The organism is Clostridium sp. YIM B02555 (assembly GCF_022320955.1).
Lineage (GTDB): Bacteria > Bacillota > Clostridia > Clostridiales > Clostridiaceae > Clostridium > Clostridium saccharoperbutylacetonicum.
The window spans coordinates 19,318-40,161 of the sequence record NZ_JAKJJY010000018.1 but is presented as its reverse complement, the minus strand read 5'-3'; the positions used below and the strand labels follow the sequence as shown (position 1 = coordinate 40,161).

Below are 20,844 nucleotides of genomic sequence, written 5' to 3'. Positions count from 1 at the left end.
GTATAGGCTAAATAGATTTTACAATAATTTCTTAATGAATGCAACTTGTAGGATATTCTATGCTTGTCTATTCTACTCCAGTTTCAAAACTGTGTATTAATTCATTAGGGAAATTTAACATAGTTACATCTTTAACTGTTCTTTTGTATGAATAGGGAACTTCTTTAATTTGTGCTTTTATTCCACTTTCCTTTGTTATATCTAGTATGCAGTAGGTGCTGTTTGGACGTCCAATTTTAGGTTTTCCTATACTACCGCAATTTACATATAGTTTATCACCAAATTCTTTTATTCCAGGTATATGGGTGTGAGCACAAACTAAAACATCTTCAGTAATAGTATTCATTATTTCATTAGTATTATCCCCATCTTCTAAAAGATATTCATTTATTGCATTTGGGCTTCCGTGAACAAACAGAATATTTTTACCTTCAATATTTAATGTCAATTTTAAAGGTGAATTTTCAAGAAATATTCTGTTTTCTTCACGCAATTCATTAACAGTCCAAGGAAGAGAAAAGGCATTAATAGGGGTTTCTCTAATATAGGAATATTTATTGTCAACAACGGAACTATCATAATTACCTTTGATACAAAGGATGTGTCGGCGTCTAATCATTGAAATAACTTCATTGGGGTGCGGACCATAACCAACTAAATCTCCCAAGCAAATTATTGTATCAACCTTTTCGTCATCAATGTTTTCTAAAATGTTAATGAGAGCATATATATTAGCATGAATATCGGAAATCACTGCTATTTTCATAAGTATTCCTCCAAAGTTATATAATAAAGTTATTATTTCTGAAAATTATGATTCTAAATATTTTTCTCCCACAATAACTACATCACCAGCACCAACTGTTAATAATAAATCACCATCTGTAAGTTTAGATTTAACATAATTTAATGCTTCATCATGAGAATGAACATTTGTACATTTTATTCCTTTTTTTCTTAAGGCATCTCCAAGTTCATCTGATGATACTAACCCAGTATTTTTTTCACGGGCAGCATAAATATCCATTAGTATAAGTTCATCTACATCATTAAAGCATTCAGTAAATTCAGTGAATAAGGCTTTTGTCCTAGTATAAGTATGTGGCTGGAAAATACAGTATGTTTTATTATGATCAATTTGTTTTGCAGTACTTAAAGTTGCTTGAATTTCTGTAGGATGGTGAGCGTAATCATCTATTACAGTAACACCATTTAATTCACCTTTATATTCAAATCTTTTATGAGCACCTTTGCATTTGGATAATCCATCAATTATGCTATCAGCAGATATATCAAATATAAGAGAAACACAAGTCGAAGCAAGTGCATTTAATATGTTATGCTTACCTGGTACATTTAAAGTAAGGGTAAATAAATTTTTATTTCCTTTATATACATCAAAAGTTGCACAACCATTTTTATTAAATAGTATATTTTTAGCAGTAACATCTGCATCATCACTAAATCCATAGCTTAAAGTGTTGCAACTTGCTTTTGATAAAATTTCCTTTACTCTAAAATCATCTATGCATCCTACAAGATGACCATCATCTGGAATTAATTTAGAAAATTTTAAAAATGTATCAGCAATTTCATCTATATCTTTATAACAATCTAAATGATCTGCATCAATATTCAAAATTATTCCTACATAAGGGAAGAATTTTAAAAATGAACGTTTATATTCACAAGCTTCAACTAAGAAATAATCGCTTTTTCCGATTCTAAAATTTCCACCTATTGCATCTAATTCGCCTCCAACTAGAATTGTTGGATCTAAATCATCAGCAAGAGTTACATGAGAAAGCATAGATGTACAAGTGGTTTTACCATGTGTACCTGTTATTGCTACATTATACTTATGACCTTTCATAATTTGTCCTAAGAATTCAGCTCTATCCATCAATGTAATATTTTTTTCCTGTGCTTCTAAAAGCTCAAGGTTATCAGAGGGGATTGCAGCAGTATATACTACTAAATCTGCATCTTTAATATTTTCTCTTTTGTGGCCTATGTAAACTTCAGCACCTAAAGTTTTTAGCTTATCAAGCATTGGTGAATCCTTGAAATCTGAACCAGATACTTTAAAACCGTTATTTAGTAGTACAGCAGCAAGTCCGCTCATACTGATTCCACCGATACCAATGAAATGAATTTTTTTGTTTTTATCTTTTATAAAATTGAAAGACAAATTACCAACTCCTTTTTTAGATTTATGAAAATAAATTTTGTGTATAGTTCAAAATTTAGTTTAAAAATCATTAGTTTTATACATTAACTATAATTATATACATTTTTCTAAAAATCAACCATAGAAAAAAATAAATACATAACATTTTATGCATATTAAATAGAATTGTGAACAAGTTATAATATATAGATAAACTTTATAGGCAAATATTATTGCTATTAATTTAAATATAGCATAAAATATGAATATTAAAGCGATTTAATATCAAAAAAATTCGTGTAGGTGATTTTATGGAGAAGTTTACAAGGAATAAAAGGGTAGTTGTTATTACAAAGATATTATTAGAAAATCCTAATAAAATATTAGGATTAAACAAATTTTCAGAGCTATTGAATGCAGCTAAATCTACAATAAGTGAAGATATAGTTGTTGTTCGTGAAGTATTGGAAAGACTTGAAATGGGTAAAGTTGAAACAATAGCTGGTGTGGCTGGAGGAATAAAATATATACCTCAAAGTGGTGAAGATGAAAATAAGACTTTTGCACTAGAATTATGCAAACAATTAAGTGATGATGGGAGAGTTATACCAGGGAATATAATATATATGACAGACTTAATGTATAACCCTAGCATAATAAGTAAAGCGGGAGTAATGCTTTCATCATGTTTCCAAGGAAAAGATGTTAACTATGTAATAACTGTTGAAACTAAAGGGATTCCACTAGCTTATGAAGTGGCTAGAAATTTAGGAGTACAATTAGTTATTGCAAGAAGAGATAGTCAAGTAACAGAAGGACCAACAGTTACTATAAATTATGTATCAGGTAGTAATGGAAGATTGCAACAGATGTCTTTATCAAAGAAATCAATGAAACCAGCAAGTAAATGTATTTTTATTGATGATTTTATGAAGGGTGGAGGAACTGCAATTGGAATCAAGGACTTATTAAAAGAATTTGACAGTGAATTAGTAGGAATAGGTGTTTTGGTTGACAATAAGCAAATTGATAAAATTTTAGACGATGAATATGTGTCTGTTGTGGAACTAAAAGCAGTTGATAAATCAACAATTATAGGAATACAGCCTTCAAAGACATTTTCTTAATCAGAAATTTTGAATTGAAATTGATTAGAATTAAATTCTTTTTAAAAATAATTAATATAATTTAATCACTTTTGATGATTTGAGTTCTAATATATATGTGGATGTTATAAATATAAAATAGGACAACCCTTTTGAAAAAGTACACTATATGTAAATCTACATAAAAAAATAAATTTTATCAGGATTTATCAAATATAAAAAAGGAATTTAGAAATTTGTGGAGAAATATATAGTAAATATTAAATTTTTTAAGCAACTGGGAGGGGTGGAGTAAAATGCAAATAACAGACGTTAGAATTAGAAAAATTACATCAGAAGGTAAAATGAAAGGAATAGTTTCTGTAACATTTGATAATGAGTTTGTAATTCATGATATTAAGGTTATAGAAGGACAAATGGGTTTATTTATTGCTATGCCTAGTAGGAAAACGCCAGATGGAGAATTTAAGGATATAGCTCACCCAATTAATACAGAAGCAAGGGAAAGAATTCAAACTGCAATTTTAGAAGCTTATGAAAAAGCTGTTTCAGAAGAAGTTGTAGAGGGGTAATGGGTTTTTGAGAACAAAAGGAAGTTTTTATAACTTCCTTTTGTTCTTGTAAGATTTAAATATAAAATGAAATATTAAACTTTGTAATAGCTTGAATTATATATATGATTCAAATATAATTAATTTGGTATAATTAAATAATTATATAAATTTAAAAAAATAGTTTTAAGATAAAATAATAAGTTAAGTATGGTAGTTTGATTTGTTATTTTAAATTATAAATGAGGTGTGATATATAATGTATAAATGTGCACTAGTTTTAGCTGCTGGTCAAGGTAAAAGGATAAAATCAGATTTACCTAAGGTATTACATAAAGTATGTGGTAAGGAAATGCTAAAACATGTTATAGATTCAATAAGAAGTGCTGATATTGATGATATAGATGTAATTATAGGAAAAGGTGCTGACCTTGTTAAAGAAAGAATAGAGGATAAGAAGGTATCGTATTCATTACAAGCTGAGCAATTGGGGACTGGGCATGCGGTTAAGTGTGCTCTAGAATTTTTGAAAGGAAAAAAAGGGGTAGTAGGAATTTTTGCAGGTGATACTCCTTTAATAAAGCAATCAACAATTGAAAAATTGTTTAATGAACATATTGAAAATCAAAATTCAGCTACAATATTAAGTGCGATTGTTGATGATCCAACTGGATATGGCAGAATTGTAAGAGGAAAAAGTAATGAAGTATTAAAAATTGTTGAGCATAAAGATTGTAATGAAGAAGAACTAAAAATCAATGAAATGAATTCAGCTATATATTGTTTTGATATTGAGTTATTAGTGGATGCTTTGGGAAAAATAAATAATAATAATAATCAAGGAGAGTACTATCTTACTGATGTTATAGAAATATTAAAATCTAATAATAAAAAAGTTGGTGCTGTTATAACTGATTTTGAAGAAACTATAGGAGTAAATTCTAGAGTTCAGTTAGCACAAGCAGAAGAAATTCTTAGAAATAGAATAAATCTTATGCATATGGAAAATGGTGTTACCTTAATAGATCCTAAAACAACATATATAGAAAGTGATGTTGAAATAGGAAAGGATACAATAATTTATCCGAATAATATATTAGAAGGCAATACTAAGATAGGAAGTAATTGTTTAATTTATCAAAATTCAAGAATTGTTAATAGTGTAATTGGAGAAGAAGTAGATATTCAAGCTTCAGTTATATTAGACAGTAATATTGGAGATAATACAACAGTTGGACCTTTTGCATATATAAGACCTGAAACTACAATAGGTAAACATGCTAGAATTGGAGATTTCGTAGAAATAAAGAAATCAACTATAGGTGATGGCACTAAAGTTTCACATTTAACTTATATAGGAGATGCAGAAGTTGGAGCTGAATGTAATTTCGGGTGCGGGACAGTAGTTGTAAATTATGATGGTAAAAACAAAAATAAGACAATTATAGGAGATCATAGCTTTGTAGGTTGTAATGCTAATTTAGTGTCACCTGTTACAATACACGATAATACTTATATTGCAGCAGGATCAACTATTACTTCTGAAGTTAAGGAAGGTGAACTTGCAGTTGCTAGAGCTAAACAAAGAAATATTAGTGGATGGGTAGAAAAAAAAGGACTAAAAAAGTAAAAGCCTAATTTTTATAACTAGCTAAAATTTTAAGGAGGTCTTCTTAATTATGATAACACATGGTAGAAATATAAAAATATTCACTGGAAATTCGCATTGTAGGCTTGCACAAGATATAGCTGATATTTTAAAAATTCCAGTAGGACAGTCTAGGGTTTCAACTTTTAGTGATGGAGAAATATCTGTTGATATAAATGAAACTGTTAGAGGAAATGATGTGTTCATAGTTCAGTCAACTTCATCTCCTGTTAACAATAACTTGATGGAATTGTTAATTATGATTGATGCATTTAAGAGAGCATCAGCAGGGAGAATAACAGCAGTTATTCCATACTATGGGTATGCAAGACAGGATAGAAAAGTTAAGGCTAGAGATCCCATAACAGCAAAGTTAGTTGCAGATTTATTGACAGCAGCTGGTGCAAATAGAGTTCTAACTATGGATTTACATGCGCCTCAGATTCAAGGGTATTTTAATATTCCAGTTGATCATTTACTTGGAGCTCCAATATTGGCTCAACACTTTATATCTAAAGGATTAATTGATAGGGAAGATCTTGTAGTTGTTTCGCCAGATTTAGGAAGTGTGACTAGGGCTAGAAAGTTTGCGGATAATTTACATGCGCCAATAGCTATTATAGATAAAAGAAGGCCGAAAGCTAATGTTTGTGAAATAATGAATATTATAGGTGATATTGAGGGTAGAACATGCATATTGATTGATGATATGATAGATACTGCTGGAACTATTACTAATGCAGCAAATGCACTTAAAAATTTAGGGGCAAAGAATATTTATGCATGTTGTACTCATGGCGTGTTATCAGGACCAGCAATGGATAGGATAAATAATTCATCAATTGAAGAATTGGTAATGTTAAATACAATTCCATTGAATGAGGAAAATGATAACCATAAAATAAGGTCAATTTCTGTTGCACCTTTATTTGCAGAAGCAATAAAAAGGATTTATGATGACGAACCAATAAGTAAATTGTTTGAGTATGAACAATAGAAAGCTTATCTTAAAATATTTCTAAAAATTAGTTTGAATAAGTGAGAATGTGTATTTGTCCTATGTATTAGGGCAAATATATATTCTATTTTTTATATATGTTATATATAGTGGTAAATAAAAGTTTAGTTAAGGAGGGAAATTTGTGGATGGATTTGCAACAAAGGTTTTGATTGTTGATGATGATGAGAATATTAGCGAAGTAATAGATATGTATTTAAAAAGTTCAGGTTATAGTACTAAAATTGCATTAAATGGTAAAGAGGCACAAGAACTATATTTGGATTATAATCCGGATATAGTATTACTTGATGTTATGATACCTTACATAGATGGAATTGATATTTTAAAATGGATAAGAAAGCAGAAAGAAACTCCTGTTATAATGATTACTGCAAAAGGAGATACTTTTGATAAGGTTTTAGCATTAGAAATTGGTGCAGATGATTATATAGTAAAGCCTTTTGAACCCAAGGAATTATTGGCTAGAGTTAAAGCTGTATTGAGGAGATACTCATCTGAAAACATGAAAGATGAGGTAATTAGGTTAAGTGATATATCAATTGATTCAATGTCCTATAAAGTAATTTATAATGGAGAAGAAGTAAAAATGCCACCAAAAGAATTTGAATTACTTTATTATTTAGCTAACAATAGAAATAAAGTTTTTACAAGAGATCAATTACTTTGCGAAGTTTGGGGATATGATTATCCAGGTGATTCTAGAACTGTGGATGTTCATATAAAAAGATTGAGAGAGAAACTAAGTGGTGGAGAACAATGGGAAATACAAACTGTATGGGGTGTTGGCTATAAATTTGAGGTGAACTAGATGAAAAATGGAAGTTTACTTCAAAAACTAATAATTACATTTACAATAATTTTAACTATAGTACTAGTATCATTAGCTTGGATTTTATCAATGTGGTTCAGAATATCTTATTTTTCAGAAAAAAGAATGCAATTTGAACGGGATGGGGAATATATAGCTAATGCAGTTAAGGAATATAATTTTGAAAAAAGCAGAGATCAATTAGATAAATTACAAACAATAGTAAATGTATCTAGCGTTGGAGCAAATTCAGTTATTACTGTTTCAGATGAGTTTAATTATGTATATATGAGATCTGTAACTGAAGAGAGTAATAATATAGAAGGAAGCATAAAGATACTAGATAAAGATAAGGAGCTACTTGTTAATGGAAAGCCTATAGAATATATTAACGAACATTATATGTATGTTTATCCAATAATTGATGATTCTGAATTTAAAGGATATATAGTAATGACAGCTCCTTTATCAACAATAAGTAAGCAATTACATAAAATTTATATTATTGTGTGGATATCTGCGCTAGGAGCTATGATATTTGCAGCTTTAGTGTTATCGTTAGTTTCAAAAAAAATATTAATTAATCCATTAGCAGAAATAAATAAAGCTGCTAAAAGATTTGCAAATGGAGAAGTAAATAGAAGAGTTAGTATATACTCTAAAGATGAAATTGGTCAGTTAGCTAATTCATTTAATATAATGGCTGAATCATTAGAAAAAGTCGAAAATAATAGAAGAGATTTTATATCAAATGTTTCACATGAATTGAGGTCTCCAATGACATCTATAAAGGGATTTATTGCTGGAATAATTGATGGTGTAATTCCTAAAGAAAAAGAAGGGTATTATTTAGATATAGTTTATACTGAGATAAAAAGACTCACAAGATTAATTAGCGATTTACTAGACTTATCAGCAATAGATTCTGGCAAATTAAAATTTAATATGAAAAAAATTAATATAAATGAGTTAGTCAGACTATGTGTTATAAATAATGAGCAAAGTATAAAAGAAAAGAATATAATGCTTAACGTAGAGTTACAAGACGAAAATTGTTATGTGAAAGCAGATGAAGATAAGACAATGCAAGTAATAACGAATCTCTTAGATAATGCTATTAAGTACTGTGGGAATAATGGAATTATAAAAATTAGTACATATCGTAAGGGTGCAAAAGTGTTTGTACAAATATATAATAATGGACCTAAAATTCCAGATGATGAAATGATATATATATGGAGTAGATTCTATAAATCAGATAAATCTAGAACCAATAAGGTTAGTAGTGGACTTGGTTTATCAATAGTAAGAATGATACTTATTCAACAAGGGGAAGAGATATGGGCTGAAAATAATTGCGATGAGGGAGTTACTTTTACATTTTCACTTACGAAATATAAAAATAACAGATTAGATAAACAAAACTAGGGAGGAAAAGATATGTTTTTAATTGTAGGCCTTGGAAATCCTGGTAAGGAATACGAAGATACAAGGCATAATATAGGGTTTAAAGTTGTTGATAATATAGCTAAAGAGTATAATATTCAAATAAATAGGCAAAAATTTAAAGGTATATATGGGGAAGGTTTTATTAATGGTCAGAAAGTAATACTATTAAAACCAACAACATATATGAATTTGAGTGGTGAAAGTGTAAGGGAAGTAGTAAACTTCTATAATATAGAGAATGATGAAATATTAATTATATATGATGATATAAGTTTAGATGTAGGTAAATTAAGAATAAGAGAAAAGGGAAGTGCAGGCGGTCATAATGGTATAAAGAGTATTATAGCACACCTAGGAAGTGAAGTTTTTTCAAGGATAAAAATAGGCGTAGGACAACCTAACTCAGATTTAGTTAAACACGTTTTAGGTAAATTTTCAAAAGAAGAAATGGTTACTCTAGATGAGAGTATAGAGGCAGCAACAAATGCAACTGCCGAAATTATAAAAAATGATGTTAAAACAGCTATGAATCAATTTAATGGGTTTAAAGCAAGTACAATAAGTTAAGGATGGTGCATAGAATGAGATTAAAAGGGTTAATAGAGCCCTTAGAAAATAGTATAGAGTTTCAAAATATTATAGGCAGCTTTGAGAATAAGAAATTTCCTGTTGGTATATATGGTGCATCTGAATCTGGAAGAGGATATATTATAAGTGGGATATTTGAAAATATAGATAAATCCATGATAATTATAACTCAAAGTGATATGGAAGCAAAAAACCTTTATGAAGATTTGATTTTTTATACTAACGAAGTATATTATTTCCCAATAAGAGAAATGGTTTTTTATAATATTGATGCTATTTCTGGGGATTTAAGATGGGCAAGATTAAAAGTAATAAATGAAATTTTGAATAAGCAAAAGAAAATAATAGTAACTTCAGTAGAAGCTTTCTCAGCTAAGTATACGCCTCATAATTTATTTTTAGATTATAGTATGCAGTTAAAAGTAGGCAAGGAAATTGATATTACTGAAGTATCTGGAAAATTAATTCAATCTGGTTATGAGAGAGTAGAAATGGTTGAAGGCAAAGGACAGTTTTCATTAAGAGGTGGAATATTAGATGTTTTTCCAACATGTTCAACTTATGCATATAGAGTTGAGCTTTTTGGTGATGAGATTGAATCTATTAGAACTTTCAACACAGAATCTCAAAGGAGTATTGAAAAAGTAAAGAAAGTAGATATTTTTCCTGCAAAAGAAGTTATTATCTTAGATGAAGCATTAAAATCAGGAAGTGCTAAACTTAAAGATGAATTTAATGATATTGCTTCAAAAGATAAAGATGATGAAAGAATAGAGAAATTAAGAAAAATATTAAATAGAAATTTAGAGTCGTTAGAGGAAACGGGATCATTTGAAGCTATAGATAGTTACTTACCATACTTTGTAGAAGAGCCAGAAAGTCTTTTTGATTATTTTAAAGACTATTTTTTTGTTATGGATAATGTTCAAAGATGTAAAGGAAAGTTAGATTCTACATACTTGGAATTTGAAGAAAATTTTACGGCTTTTTCACAAAGAGGAGATATATTTCCAGGACAAGGAAATTTATTAATTAATAAAGAAGAGATATTAGAAGTATTTGAAGATAAAAATCTTGCTTTTTTTGAAGCATTAACTAAAACAACAGATTGGTTAAAACCAAGAGTGTCAGTAAATACTGTTCAAGTAACTTTGAATAATTATCAAGGTCAATTAGATTTGTTAATTGATGATATTTTAAGTAAGAAAAACTTAGGATATAAAACATTAATATTATCAGGAACAAGAGCTAGGGGAGAACGTTTAGTTGGAACTCTAAGGGATAGAGGAATAGAAAGCGTTTATAGGGATGATGTTGATAAAATTGAATATGGTGAAGTTGTAATAACGTTTGGAAATCAATTAAAAGGATTTGAATATCCAGAATATAAAATTTGTGTAATATCAGACAGAGAAGTTTTTGGGGAAGCTAAAAGAAAATTAAAAGCTAGTAAATCAAAAAGAAAGGGTATTTCTAAAATAAGCAGCTTTGCAGAATTAAAGCCTGGAGATTATGTAGTTCATGCTAGTCATGGTGTTGGTGTTTACAAGGGAATTAAACAAATTGATGTTGCAGGTCATAAAAGAGACTATCTGGATATTGTATATGATAAAGGAGATAAATTATATGTTCCTGTAGATCAACTGGATTTAATTCAAAAATATATTGGAAGTGAAGGTAAAGCTCCAAAGGTAAATAAACTTGGAAGTGCTGAGTGGCAGAAGGCTAAGGCAAAAGCCAGAAAATCAATTAATGAAATAGCTGAAGATTTGGTCAAACTTTATGCTATGAGGAGCACTGTAAAAGGGCATAAGTTTTCTAAGGATACTGAATGGCAGAAACAATTTGAAGATGAGTTTCCATTTGAAGAAACACCAGATCAATTAACATCTATAGAAGAAATTAAATTAGATATGGAATCAGAAAAACCAATGGACAGACTTGTATGTGGAGATGTTGGTTATGGTAAAACAGAAGTGGCTCTAAGAGCTGCATTTAAAGCTGTTATGGATGGAAAGCAAGTTGCAATTTTAGTTCCAACAACTATTTTGGCTGAACAGCATTATAAGAATATCAAAAATAGATTTTCTGATTTTCCTATAAAAATAGATATGATTAGTAGATTTAAGACAACTAAACAACAGAAGGAAACTTTACAAAAGGTTAAAGAAGGGAATTTGGATATTTTAATAGGAACTCATAGATTAGTTTCTAAGGATATCCAATTTAAAGATTTAGGGTTACTAATTGTAGATGAAGAACAAAGATTTGGTGTAAAACAAAAGGAAAAAATTAAAGGAATAAAGAAAAATGTTGATGTTTTAACTTTAAGTGCAACACCGATTCCAAGAACTCTTCATATGTCATTAAGTGGTGTTAGAGATATTTCTGTAATAGAAACACCGCCAGAAGAACGATATCCTATTCAAACTTATGTTGTTGAACAGAATGATCAGCTTATAAGAGATGCTATACTTAGGGAAATTGGAAGAAATGGGCAAGTGTATTTTGTATACAATAGGGTTGAAGATATTGAAAGAATGGCAAAGTATGTTCAAGCTTTAGTTCCTGAAAGTAAAGTTGGAGTTGCACATGGACAAATGGCAGAGAGACAACTTGAAAATGTAATGATTGATTTTATGTCAGGAGAATATAATGTACTAGTTTGTACAACAATAATAGAAACTGGAATGGATATTCAAAATGTTAATACAATAATAATTTATGATGCTGATAAAATGGGACTTTCTCAACTATATCAATTAAGAGGTAGAGTTGGTAGATCTAATAGAATTGCATATGCTTATCTTTTATATACAAAGGATAAAGTATTGACAGAAGTTGCGGAGAAGCGTCTTAAAGCACTGAAAGATTTTACAGAATTAGGTTCTGGCTTCAAAATAGCAATGAGAGATTTAGAAATTAGAGGTGCTGGAAATATGATGGGATCATCGCAACATGGTCATATGGCATCTATAGGGTATGATTTATATTGTAGAATGCTTGAAGATACAGTTAAACTCATAAAAGGAGAAATTCAAAAGGAACCAATAGAAACAACTTTAGACATAAAGGTTGATGCATTTATACCTGAAAGTTATATAGAAGATGAAATTCAAAAAATTGAAATTTATAAAAAAATAGCTGTAATTGAAGGGTTAGAAGATTACAACGATATAAAGGAAGAATTAGAAGATAGGTATTCTAAAATACCAGAACCAGTATATAATTTAATGGATATTGCATATATAAAAAGCCGAGCTAAGTCTATTTTTATAGAAGAAATAAAAGAGACTCCAAAAGAAATGCTGTTTAAGTTTGCTGAAAATGAGAGTGATTATAAGAATATATTCAAAATTTTAATGGAAAAATATAAAAATAGTGTGGTGTTAAAATTTGGCTCTAATCCATATTTTGCATTTAAAATAAAATGCGTAAAGAAAGAAAATGTGTTAGAATTTTTAAAAGAAGTTTTTAATGACATAATATTGTAACAAAAGTTTGATATAAAGGAATAGTAAAGTAAATAAAATAGTGTAAAAAATTGAATTATAAAAATAATATTGATATACTAATGTTATGACTCTTTATAATAACATAGGGGATAATATTGTCTTATACAAAATTTATAATTCGTTTTGACAAATTATTTTCTAATGTTTAAATCTAGAATAAGTGAGGGGAAAATTTTGAAAAGAATAAAAAAAATTATAGCAACAATAGCTATGTTAACAATTGCGGTATCTGCTATGGGGTGCAAAATGGTTGAAAAGACTCCAGAAGCAATACAAAACACAGTACTTGCAACAGTTGGAAATGAAAAAATAACAAAAGGTGATTTGGACAAACAAGTTGGTCCACAATTAAAGCAACAATTTGGTGATGATTATGCAACTAATGACAAAGCTAAAGATCAAGTAAAGCAAGCAAAACAACAAGGATTAACTAGCTTAGTAAATCAAAAAATACTATTGCAAGAAGCCGATAAGTTGGGTTTAAAACCATCAGATGATGATTTAAATAAGCAAGTTGATGATCAAATTAATCAATATAAGGCTCAATATTCTGGGGAAGGTCAATTTGAAGGACTTTTACAGCAAAATGGGTTAACAGAAGATCAATTAAGGAAACTTATGAGAGATAATTTCATAATTCAAGCTGTTCAAGACAATCTTATGAAAGATATAACAGTTACAGATGATGATGTTCAAACATATTACAATGAAAATAAAGACAGTCAGTTTACAGTTGGAGCTGGTGCAACAGTATCGCACATATTAATTGCTGAAAAAGCTGGTGATGGATCAGTAGATTTTGACGCATCGTTAACAAAAGCAAATGCTTTAAAAGCTAAATTAGATGCTGGGGCTGATTTTGCAACACTGGCAAAAGAAAATTCAGCAGATCCAGGAAGCAAGGATAAAGGTGGGGACTTAGGGTTCCAAGCATATAATACTACACAATTAGTTAAAGAATTTGTTGATGGATTTAAGAACTTAAAAGAAGGTGAAATCTCAGCGCCAGTAAAGAGCCAATATGGATATCATATAATTAAGGCTACTGGGTTAAAGCAAGCACAAGTTACACCATTAGATCAAGTTAAGGATCAAATTAAATCTACATTATTACAACAAAATCAAAATAAAGCTTTTACTGATAAGCTTGCAGAATGGAAGACAGATTTAAAAGTTCAAACTTATGAAGATAGATTATAGTATTAGTAAATATTTAACTTAGTAATTAAGCCGTTTTGAAGTAATTGGAATTATTTCAAAATGGCTTAATTTATTGTATGGTTATATTAAAGAAAGATGTGTTGAAGAAATTAGATGAGCATATAATTAATTAACATATTATTAGTGAAAAATAATTAACATAAAATTTGTCTATAAGTGTATAAAATTTCTAGAAATTCAAATAATAATAGTGCAACCAATTAATAGAGTTTCAAAGGAGGTTATACAACCAATGAAGGCAACAGGAATTGTTAGAAGAATTGATGACTTAGGAAGAGTGGTAATACCAAAAGAAATAAGAAGGACTCTAAGAATTAGAGAAGGAGATCCACTAGAAATTTTTACAGATAGAGATGGTGGTGTAATTCTAAAAAAATATTCACCAATTGAAGAGCTTACTAATTTTTCTAAAGAATATTGCGAAAGTTTACAACAAGTTATTGGAAATGTTGTATTAATCGCTGATAAAGATGCTTTTGTTTCAATAAGCGGAGCACCGAAAAAAGATTATTTAGAGAGAAAAGTAAGCAGTGAATTAGAACAAATAATGACTGGAAGAAAGACTGTATTATTAAGCAAAGCGAACAATTCAGTAATCCCATTACATAATGATGATGATGAAAAAGCATATTCTAGTCAAGTTATATCACCAATTATAGCAGAAGGTGATGAAATTGGAGCTGTAATTATTTTATCAAAAGAAGATGATGCAGAACTTGGTGAGGTTGAAACTAAACTAGTTGAAACAGCAGCATCATTTTTAGGAAAACAAATGGAACAATAATATTTATAATTTAATTGCAATATGAAAAATAACAGGAATAATACCTCTAAACTTACAATAATAATTAATTAGTAATATGTAAGTTTGGAGGTGTTTTATGAATAAACAATCGCTAATTAAGGGAAGTGTAATTCTTGGTGTTGCAGGAATACTAACAAAATTTTTAGGACTATTTTTTAGATGGCCATTGATAATGTTGATTGGAGATGAAGGAATAGGATATTATCAAATGTCATACCCAATGTATATGTTTTTTATAGCTATGGCTTCTGGTGTGCCAGTTGCAATTTCTAAAATTATATCTGAAAAAAATGCTATACATGATATATCAGGAAGCTTTGAGGTAATAAAGGAATCAGCTATTTTAATGACAATAATAGGGACAGGCACTACGTTAGTGCTATTCTTTTTTGCCAAGCCAATAATAACGTTTTTGAAATGGGATCAGAAAGCATATTATTCATTAATAGGTATATCCTTTGCGCCTATGATTATATCTTTTGTGACTATATTTAGAGGCTTTTTTCAAGGATTGCAGAATATGACGCCCTCGGCTATATCACAGGTTTTAGAGCAAATTGGGAGAGTTGTTTTTGGAGTTGGACTGGCAATATTTTTCTTGCCGAGGGGAATAGAATATTCAGCGGGTGGAGCAGCATTTGGAGCTACAGCAGGGGCAGTTATTGGTGGAACATATTTATATTCAAGGTACAGAAAAATTAAAAAAAATTATAAAATAAGAAATATAAAAAGTAATCCCGAAATATTAACTAATATATTAAGAATTGCAATTCCTATATCATTAGGTACAACCGTTGGAAGTGTTATGAATTTAATTGATTCTATTTTGGTGCCACAGAAGTTGTTGGAAGCTGGTTTTACTAGTACACAAGCTACTGTATTATATGCTCAATTAACAGGTAAAGCATCTGTAATTATAAATATTCCACTAACTATTTCTATGGCGATATGTACATCATTAATTCCTATTATAGCTGAAAATTATATACTAAAAAGACAAGCAGATGTTAGAAGTAAAGTGGATATATCTATGAAAATGGCATCTGTAATTGCAATACCTTGTACCTTTGGTCTTTTCTTCTTGGCAGAACAAGTAATGAAACTAATTTTTCCAAAAATGTTTGATGGGATAGAAATATTAAGATATCTATCTTTGTCAATCCCATTTATAATAATTACTCAAACCACAACTGCTATATTGCAAGGCACTGGAAATTATATAAAACCAGTTCTTAATCTCCTAGCTGGATGTATAATCAAGATTGTATTAACCTGTATGTTAGTATCTACAGAAAGATTTAATATATATGGAGCAGTCATAGCTAGCTGCAGTGCATATATAATAGTGAGTATATTAAACATAATAACAATGAAGTTTACATTAAAAGTTAAACTGAATTTTTACGAAATATTAATAAAACCAACGTATGCAGCTGCAATTATGATGTTGCTTGTATTAATAAGTTATAATATTATATATAAAAATACAATAAGTAATGGCATAGCTTGCTTAATATCAATATTTTTAGGTATGATAATATATATTATATTAATAATTGTATTTAAAGTATTTGATGTTAGTGAAATAAAGAATAGATTTAAAAGAAGATAAAAGGAGAGTAATCTGATGATTAAAATAGTGGGATTAGGACCAGGAGATAAAGATGCATTAACTATAGGAACTGTATATGAATTTGAAAATACTAAAAATATTTTCTTAAGAACAGAAAAGCATCCAACAGTTGACTACTTAATTGAAAAAGGAATTAAGTTTGAAACATATGATAATGTTTATGAAAATACAGAAAATTTTGATGAAGTGTATTTAAACATAGCTAATGATTTGCTTGTGAAGCATAATAGTTTAGGAGATTTAATATATGGGGTGCCAGGACATCCATTAGTAGCAGAAAAATCAGTATTTAATTTAATAGAATTATGTAAAGAGAACAACGTGGAATATAAGATAATACCAGCTGTGAGTTTTATTGATGCTATGATTGAAAGCATAAAAATAGATCCAATTGAAGGATTGAAAGTTATAGATGCATTTGATATTGGAAATCAAATATTAGATAAGCGTATAGGAACGATTATAACACAGGTATATAATCAATTAATAGCCTCAGAAGTTAAGTTGAAATTGCTTGATCAATATAATGATGAAACAGATATTTATTATGTAAGAGCAGCAGGTATAAAGGGTCAAGAAAGCATAAGAAAAATTCCTTTGTTTGAATTAGATATGCAAGAAGATATAGATTATTTAACATCAGTATACATTCCAAAAGATATGAATAATAAAAAAGATTTTAATGATCTTTTAGATATAATAGAGATATTAAGGGGAGAAAATGGTTGTCCATGGGATAGAGAACAAACTCACGAATCTCTTAAGAAATCTTTAGTAGAAGAAAGTTATGAGGTTATAGATGCAATAGATCAAGCTGATGATGATTCATTAATTGAAGAATTAGGAGATGTATTACTGCAAGTTGTTTTTCATGCATCTATAGGCAAAGAGGATGGATATTTTGATATAAATGACGTTATAGGAGCAATTTGTGATAAGATGATAAGCAGACATCCGCATGTTTTTAAAAGATCTAGTGAATTGAACTCTTCAGAAGAAGTATTAGTAAAGTGGGATGATTTAAAGAAAAAAGAAAAAGGGTATAATACTATTACAGAAGAAATGAATGGAATAACAAAAGGGTTGCCAGCACTTTTAAGAGCTCACAAAGTTCAAGAAAAAGCAAAAAAAGTTGGATTTGATTTTGAAGATATAAGTTTTGCAATAAATAAGGTAAAAGAAGAACTTAAAGAGGTAATTGATGTATATAATACAGAAAATGTGGAGAAAATAACAGAAGAAGTTGGAGATTTACTATTTTCATGTGTTAATGTTGCTAGATTTTTAAAGGTTGATGAAGAAGTGGCATTAAATTATACTATAGACAAGTTTATAAAAAGATTTGCTTATATTGAAAGCGTTGCAAAGGAAAAAAACATTGAATTAACTAACACAAGTTTGGATGAAATGGATAAACTTTGGGAAATTTCAAAAAAAATAGATTAATATTTCAATTTAATAAAGGAATTTTCTAATTTATGCAGAATAATACTTTATAAAAGAACTATATTGTAACGATTTATTGGATTATTTAGTTATATGTAGCAAAAGAAAGCGTTTTTCTATAGACGGTTAGCTAAAGAGGTTATATAATAAAGAGGTGCAATTTAGTACATAAAGAAAACAGTTAAAAATATAAAACTGGATTTTTAAGGAGGATGTTATTGTGAATAAAGCAGAATTAATTACTAGCATGGCAGAAAAAAGTAAATTAACAAAAAAAGATGCAGAATTAGCGCTAAAGGCTTTAATTGAAAGTGTTGAAGAAGCACTAGAAAAGGGTGAAAAAGTTCAATTAGTTGGATTTGGAACTTTTGAAACAAGAGAAAGAGCTGCTAGAGAAGGAAGAAATCCTAGAACTAAGGAAGTTATAAAAATTCCTGCAACTACAGTTCCAGTATTCAAAGCTGGTAAAGAATTTAAAGATAAAGTAAATAAGTAATAAAATTAAATTTACACAGCGTAAATGTGAGCCCGAGTTTTCTCGGGTTCTTTTAATAAAGGAGAAAAGTATGAGGCTAGATAAATATTTAAAAGTATCGCGTATCATAAAGAGAAGAACTGTTGCTAAGGAAGTATGTGAAAGCGGGAGAATATTGATAAATGATAAGCAGGCAAAACCTTCTACATCAGTAAAAGAAGGAGATATTATTCAAATAACATTTGCAAATAGGATTTTAAAAGCTGAGATAATTAACATAGCTGAACATGTTAAAAAAGAAGATGCAAAAGAAATGTATGTGATTATTGAAGGGGAAGAAGATAAGGAGTAGAAAAAGTGAAATGCTTATCTACTCTTTTTACGTAAGAAATAAAAAATACTTAACTTATTAAAGGTTCTGAATTCTAAATTGAAATAGACAAACATATATTATATAAGAAAAAATAAATGGAGGAATCTTTAATGGAGAAAAAAGTGGAAAATAAAGTTGAAGATAATAGATGTAATTTATTTTTAGAGAATAGAAAAAAATTAACTTTAAGTGGTGTAATTGAAGTTATAAGTTTTGATGAATTAAAAATTGATTTAACCACTAGTTTAGGTAATTTAACTATTAAGGGAGAAGATCTAAAAATGAATAAGTTAGATGTGCAGAATGGTGACGTTATAATAGCTGGAAATATTGGATCTGTAGTTTATAATGGGAAGGTATCTAAAAAAAGTAATGAAACTATAATAAGTAAATTATTTAAGTAGGTAGTAGTATGCCATTAGAATTAAATATGCAGATCAATCTTGTTATTTATAGTGTAATTGGAGGTATTATAACGGGAATATTATTTGATATATATAGAGTGATACGAGGACTAAATTCTTTTAAAATATTGAATGTGATAGAAGATATGCTTTTTTGTGTACTTATTGCGTTGATAGTATTTTCTTTTCTCTTATATATTAATTATGCTTTTTTAACTCCGTATGTATATATGTTTATAGTGATTTCTACTTTATTATACTTTAGACTTCTAAGTAAATATTTTTATAAAAGTGAAATAATAATAGCTAAGTTATTTTATAAATTAATTAGAATACTATTAAAAAATATAAGGTATCCATTAAAAATGATTGCGTATAAAATTGCTGATAGAAAGAAATAAGAAAAAATTACTTGAATAATAGCAATATAGTGATTACAATAGATTTAAGAGAATTTACAAAATAGAGGTTCTATAGATGAAAAAAAAGTTAATATTAAAAAGAGTAATAATTGTTGGATTTATTGTGTTCTTTGCGTTTAGTTACATTAGGCAAAGTATAACAATAAGTAGGATTCAAAAAGAAATAGATAGTAAGCAACTGCAATTAGATGAGATTAATCAAAAAAACCAAAGACTTCAGGATGAGGCTGAAAAAATCAATTCCGATTCTCCTGATTATCTTGAAAAATTGGCAAGGGAGAGGCTTGGGATGATTAAACCTGGCGAAAAAGTTGTTAATAGTGAGACAACAAATAAAAATTCTAATTAGCTTTTAGTATATAGAAAGATGTGTAAAGCTCGATAATTATAGTAACTATTAAATTGCATTTCTAATTAAAGAACATACTTATAATTTAGTTTGTTCTTATAATTTATATATTTTAAAATTTAAGGAGGAGTCTTTTAAACATGACCTTATTGGCAGGAAACATAGTAGAGGGCACAGTGATAAACATTACGAATTTTGGAGCTTTTATTGAAGTTGAAGGCAAAACTGGATTAGTTCATATTTCAGAAGTTGCAGATTCTTACGTAAAGGATATTAGGGAGCATCTTAACGAGCAAGATAAAGTGAAGGTAAAAGTTATCTCAATAGATGACAATGGGAAAATTAGTCTTTCAATAAAACAAGCAAATGTTCAAAGGAAATCAGTTAAACCAGCAGAAATTGATTGGAAGGCAACTGATAAGAAGAAACCTTCTAATTCAGGGAACTTTGAAGATATTATGTCTAAATTCTTAAAGGATAGTGAAGAAAGAATGCAGGATGTAAAGAAGCATCAAGAATTTAAGGGAAAAGGTGGAAAGAAAGGTTATTAGATTTTTTAGTTGCAATAAATATTTATAGATGGAATTATTTTGAATTTGATGTGCAGAATATAGTTTGTAAGTGTATGCTTTAAAACTTGTTCTGCACTAATTAATTTGTTTGATTTATTATAAATTTTGATTTGAATTACATCATATATTTTTTATAATAAAAAGATGTTGACAGTATAATAATTATATATTATAATTAGCTTTGTTGTTGACACTTAGTTGATAGCAAATTGTGCCGAAGTGGCGGAACTGGCAGACGCACAGGACTTAAAATCCTGCGGTGGTTAAACACCGTACCGGTTCGATTCC

The 20,844-nt window shown here is 28.8% G+C and carries 20 protein-coding genes; 18 read left to right on the top strand and 2 right to left on the bottom strand.

Translation table 11 applies throughout. The features are described from left to right. Positions 1-67 precede the first annotated feature (67 nt). Together L3B98_RS20725 and murC are read right to left on the bottom strand one after the other, a co-directional pair. The gene (locus L3B98_RS20725) at positions 68-766 is read right to left on the bottom strand and encodes a metallophosphoesterase family protein (RefSeq protein WP_238918086.1); all 699 of its coding nucleotides are present in this window, start codon (positions 764-766) and stop codon (positions 68-70) included. 45 nt (positions 767-811) lie between these two features. Then, a complete protein-coding gene (gene murC, locus L3B98_RS20720; RefSeq protein WP_238918085.1) occupies positions 812-2,191 on the bottom strand; it encodes a UDP-N-acetylmuramate--L-alanine ligase in 1,380 nt (459 codons plus the stop codon). 290 nt (positions 2,192-2,481) lie between these two features. On the opposite strand from murC, the gene purR reads away from it, so the two are divergent. From purR to L3B98_RS20630, 18 genes are all read left to right on the top strand, one after another. Beyond that, positions 2,482-3,297 (top strand): pur operon repressor, encoded by an 816-nt coding sequence (gene purR, locus L3B98_RS20715; protein ID WP_015390273.1) that lies wholly within the window; start codon positions 2,482-2,484, stop codon positions 3,295-3,297. Positions 3,298-3,572: 275 nt separating this feature from the next. Next, entirely contained in the window at positions 3,573-3,848 is a 276-nt protein-coding gene (spoVG, locus tag L3B98_RS20710) for a septation regulator SpoVG (RefSeq protein WP_015390274.1), read from the top strand. A gap of 238 nt (positions 3,849-4,086) precedes the next feature. After that, complete coding sequence (gene glmU, locus L3B98_RS20705; RefSeq protein WP_015390275.1) at positions 4,087-5,457, top strand: bifunctional UDP-N-acetylglucosamine diphosphorylase/glucosamine-1-phosphate N-acetyltransferase GlmU; 1,371 nt, start codon at positions 4,087-4,089, stop codon at positions 5,455-5,457. A 49-nt stretch (positions 5,458-5,506) separates the two neighbouring features. Then, positions 5,507-6,472 carry a ribose-phosphate diphosphokinase gene (locus L3B98_RS20700; protein ID WP_015390276.1) on the top strand — a complete coding sequence of 322 codons (966 nt, stop codon included), beginning with the start codon at positions 5,507-5,509 and terminating at the stop codon, positions 6,470-6,472. 145 nt (positions 6,473-6,617) lie between these two features. Beyond that, positions 6,618-7,304, top strand: a complete 687-nt coding sequence (locus tag L3B98_RS20695) for a response regulator transcription factor (RefSeq protein WP_238918084.1) — start codon at positions 6,618-6,620, stop codon at positions 7,302-7,304. Further along, on the top strand, positions 7,305-8,732 hold the full coding sequence (locus tag L3B98_RS20690) for a HAMP domain-containing sensor histidine kinase (RefSeq protein ID WP_238918083.1): 1,428 nt from the start codon (positions 7,305-7,307) through the stop codon (positions 8,730-8,732). Between the two features lie 12 nt (positions 8,733-8,744). Then, positions 8,745-9,320 carry an aminoacyl-tRNA hydrolase gene (pth, locus tag L3B98_RS20685; RefSeq protein ID WP_015390279.1) on the top strand — a complete coding sequence of 192 codons (576 nt, stop codon included), beginning with the start codon at positions 8,745-8,747 and terminating at the stop codon, positions 9,318-9,320. Between the two features lie 14 nt (positions 9,321-9,334). After that, positions 9,335-12,835 (top strand): transcription-repair coupling factor, encoded by a 3,501-nt coding sequence (gene mfd / locus L3B98_RS20680; protein WP_077359752.1) that lies wholly within the window; start codon positions 9,335-9,337, stop codon positions 12,833-12,835. A gap of 195 nt (positions 12,836-13,030) precedes the next feature. Then, entirely contained in the window at positions 13,031-14,056 is a 1,026-nt protein-coding gene (locus L3B98_RS20675; protein WP_015390281.1) for a peptidylprolyl isomerase, read from the top strand. A 253-nt stretch (positions 14,057-14,309) separates the two neighbouring features. Next, a complete protein-coding gene (spoVT, locus tag L3B98_RS20670) occupies positions 14,310-14,861 on the top strand; it encodes a stage V sporulation protein T (RefSeq protein ID WP_015390282.1) in 552 nt (183 codons plus the stop codon). A gap of 97 nt (positions 14,862-14,958) precedes the next feature. Continuing rightward, positions 14,959-16,494: a polysaccharide biosynthesis protein gene (locus L3B98_RS20665; RefSeq protein WP_238918082.1), complete on the top strand. Its 1,536-nt coding sequence runs from the start codon at positions 14,959-14,961 to the stop codon at positions 16,492-16,494. 15 nt (positions 16,495-16,509) lie between these two features. Next, on the top strand, positions 16,510-17,961 hold the full coding sequence (gene mazG / locus L3B98_RS20660) for a nucleoside triphosphate pyrophosphohydrolase (protein WP_015390284.1): 1,452 nt from the start codon (positions 16,510-16,512) through the stop codon (positions 17,959-17,961). A 220-nt stretch (positions 17,962-18,181) separates the two neighbouring features. Continuing rightward, positions 18,182-18,457 carry an HU family DNA-binding protein gene (locus tag L3B98_RS20655; protein ID WP_015390285.1) on the top strand — a complete coding sequence of 92 codons (276 nt, stop codon included), beginning with the start codon at positions 18,182-18,184 and terminating at the stop codon, positions 18,455-18,457. Between the two features lie 70 nt (positions 18,458-18,527). Further along, on the top strand, positions 18,528-18,788 hold the full coding sequence (locus L3B98_RS20650; protein ID WP_015390286.1) for an RNA-binding S4 domain-containing protein: 261 nt from the start codon (positions 18,528-18,530) through the stop codon (positions 18,786-18,788). A gap of 131 nt (positions 18,789-18,919) precedes the next feature. Next, positions 18,920-19,213, top strand: a complete 294-nt coding sequence (gene yabP, locus L3B98_RS20645) for a sporulation protein YabP (protein ID WP_077359756.1) — start codon at positions 18,920-18,922, stop codon at positions 19,211-19,213. Positions 19,214-19,221: 8 nt separating this feature from the next. Next, complete coding sequence (gene yabQ / locus L3B98_RS20640) at positions 19,222-19,614, top strand: spore cortex biosynthesis protein YabQ (RefSeq protein ID WP_077359758.1); 393 nt, start codon at positions 19,222-19,224, stop codon at positions 19,612-19,614. A 76-nt stretch (positions 19,615-19,690) separates the two neighbouring features. Then, positions 19,691-19,984 carry a septum formation initiator family protein gene (locus L3B98_RS20635; RefSeq protein WP_015390289.1) on the top strand — a complete coding sequence of 98 codons (294 nt, stop codon included), beginning with the start codon at positions 19,691-19,693 and terminating at the stop codon, positions 19,982-19,984. A 140-nt stretch (positions 19,985-20,124) separates the two neighbouring features. Next, positions 20,125-20,535, top strand: a complete 411-nt coding sequence (locus L3B98_RS20630; protein WP_015390290.1) for a S1 domain-containing RNA-binding protein — start codon at positions 20,125-20,127, stop codon at positions 20,533-20,535. Positions 20,536-20,844 lie beyond the last annotated feature (309 nt).

Coding starts and splice junctions, on each gene's coding strand:
- yabQ (WP_077359758.1), top strand. CDS start 19,222: ATGCCATTAGAATTAAATATGCAGATCAATCTTGTTATTTATAGTGTA.
- spoVT (WP_015390282.1), top strand. CDS start 14,310: ATGAAGGCAACAGGAATTGTTAGAAGAATTGATGACTTAGGAAGAGTG.
- L3B98_RS20665 (WP_238918082.1), top strand. CDS start 14,959: ATGAATAAACAATCGCTAATTAAGGGAAGTGTAATTCTTGGTGTTGCA.
- L3B98_RS20650 (WP_015390286.1), top strand. CDS start 18,528: ATGAGGCTAGATAAATATTTAAAAGTATCGCGTATCATAAAGAGAAGA.
- L3B98_RS20635 (WP_015390289.1), top strand. CDS start 19,691: ATGAAAAAAAAGTTAATATTAAAAAGAGTAATAATTGTTGGATTTATT.
- yabP (WP_077359756.1), top strand. CDS start 18,920: ATGGAGAAAAAAGTGGAAAATAAAGTTGAAGATAATAGATGTAATTTA.
- mazG (WP_015390284.1), top strand. CDS start 16,510: ATGATTAAAATAGTGGGATTAGGACCAGGAGATAAAGATGCATTAACT.
- glmU (WP_015390275.1), top strand. CDS start 4,087: ATGTATAAATGTGCACTAGTTTTAGCTGCTGGTCAAGGTAAAAGGATA.
- L3B98_RS20690 (WP_238918083.1), top strand. CDS start 7,305: ATGAAAAATGGAAGTTTACTTCAAAAACTAATAATTACATTTACAATA.
- mfd (WP_077359752.1), top strand. CDS start 9,335: ATGAGATTAAAAGGGTTAATAGAGCCCTTAGAAAATAGTATAGAGTTT.
- spoVG (WP_015390274.1), top strand. CDS start 3,573: ATGCAAATAACAGACGTTAGAATTAGAAAAATTACATCAGAAGGTAAA.
- pth (WP_015390279.1), top strand. CDS start 8,745: ATGTTTTTAATTGTAGGCCTTGGAAATCCTGGTAAGGAATACGAAGAT.
- L3B98_RS20725 (WP_238918086.1), bottom strand. CDS start 766: ATGAAAATAGCAGTGATTTCCGATATTCATGCTAATATATATGCTCTC.
- L3B98_RS20700 (WP_015390276.1), top strand. CDS start 5,507: ATGATAACACATGGTAGAAATATAAAAATATTCACTGGAAATTCGCAT.
- purR (WP_015390273.1), top strand. CDS start 2,482: ATGGAGAAGTTTACAAGGAATAAAAGGGTAGTTGTTATTACAAAGATA.
- L3B98_RS20630 (WP_015390290.1), top strand. CDS start 20,125: ATGACCTTATTGGCAGGAAACATAGTAGAGGGCACAGTGATAAACATT.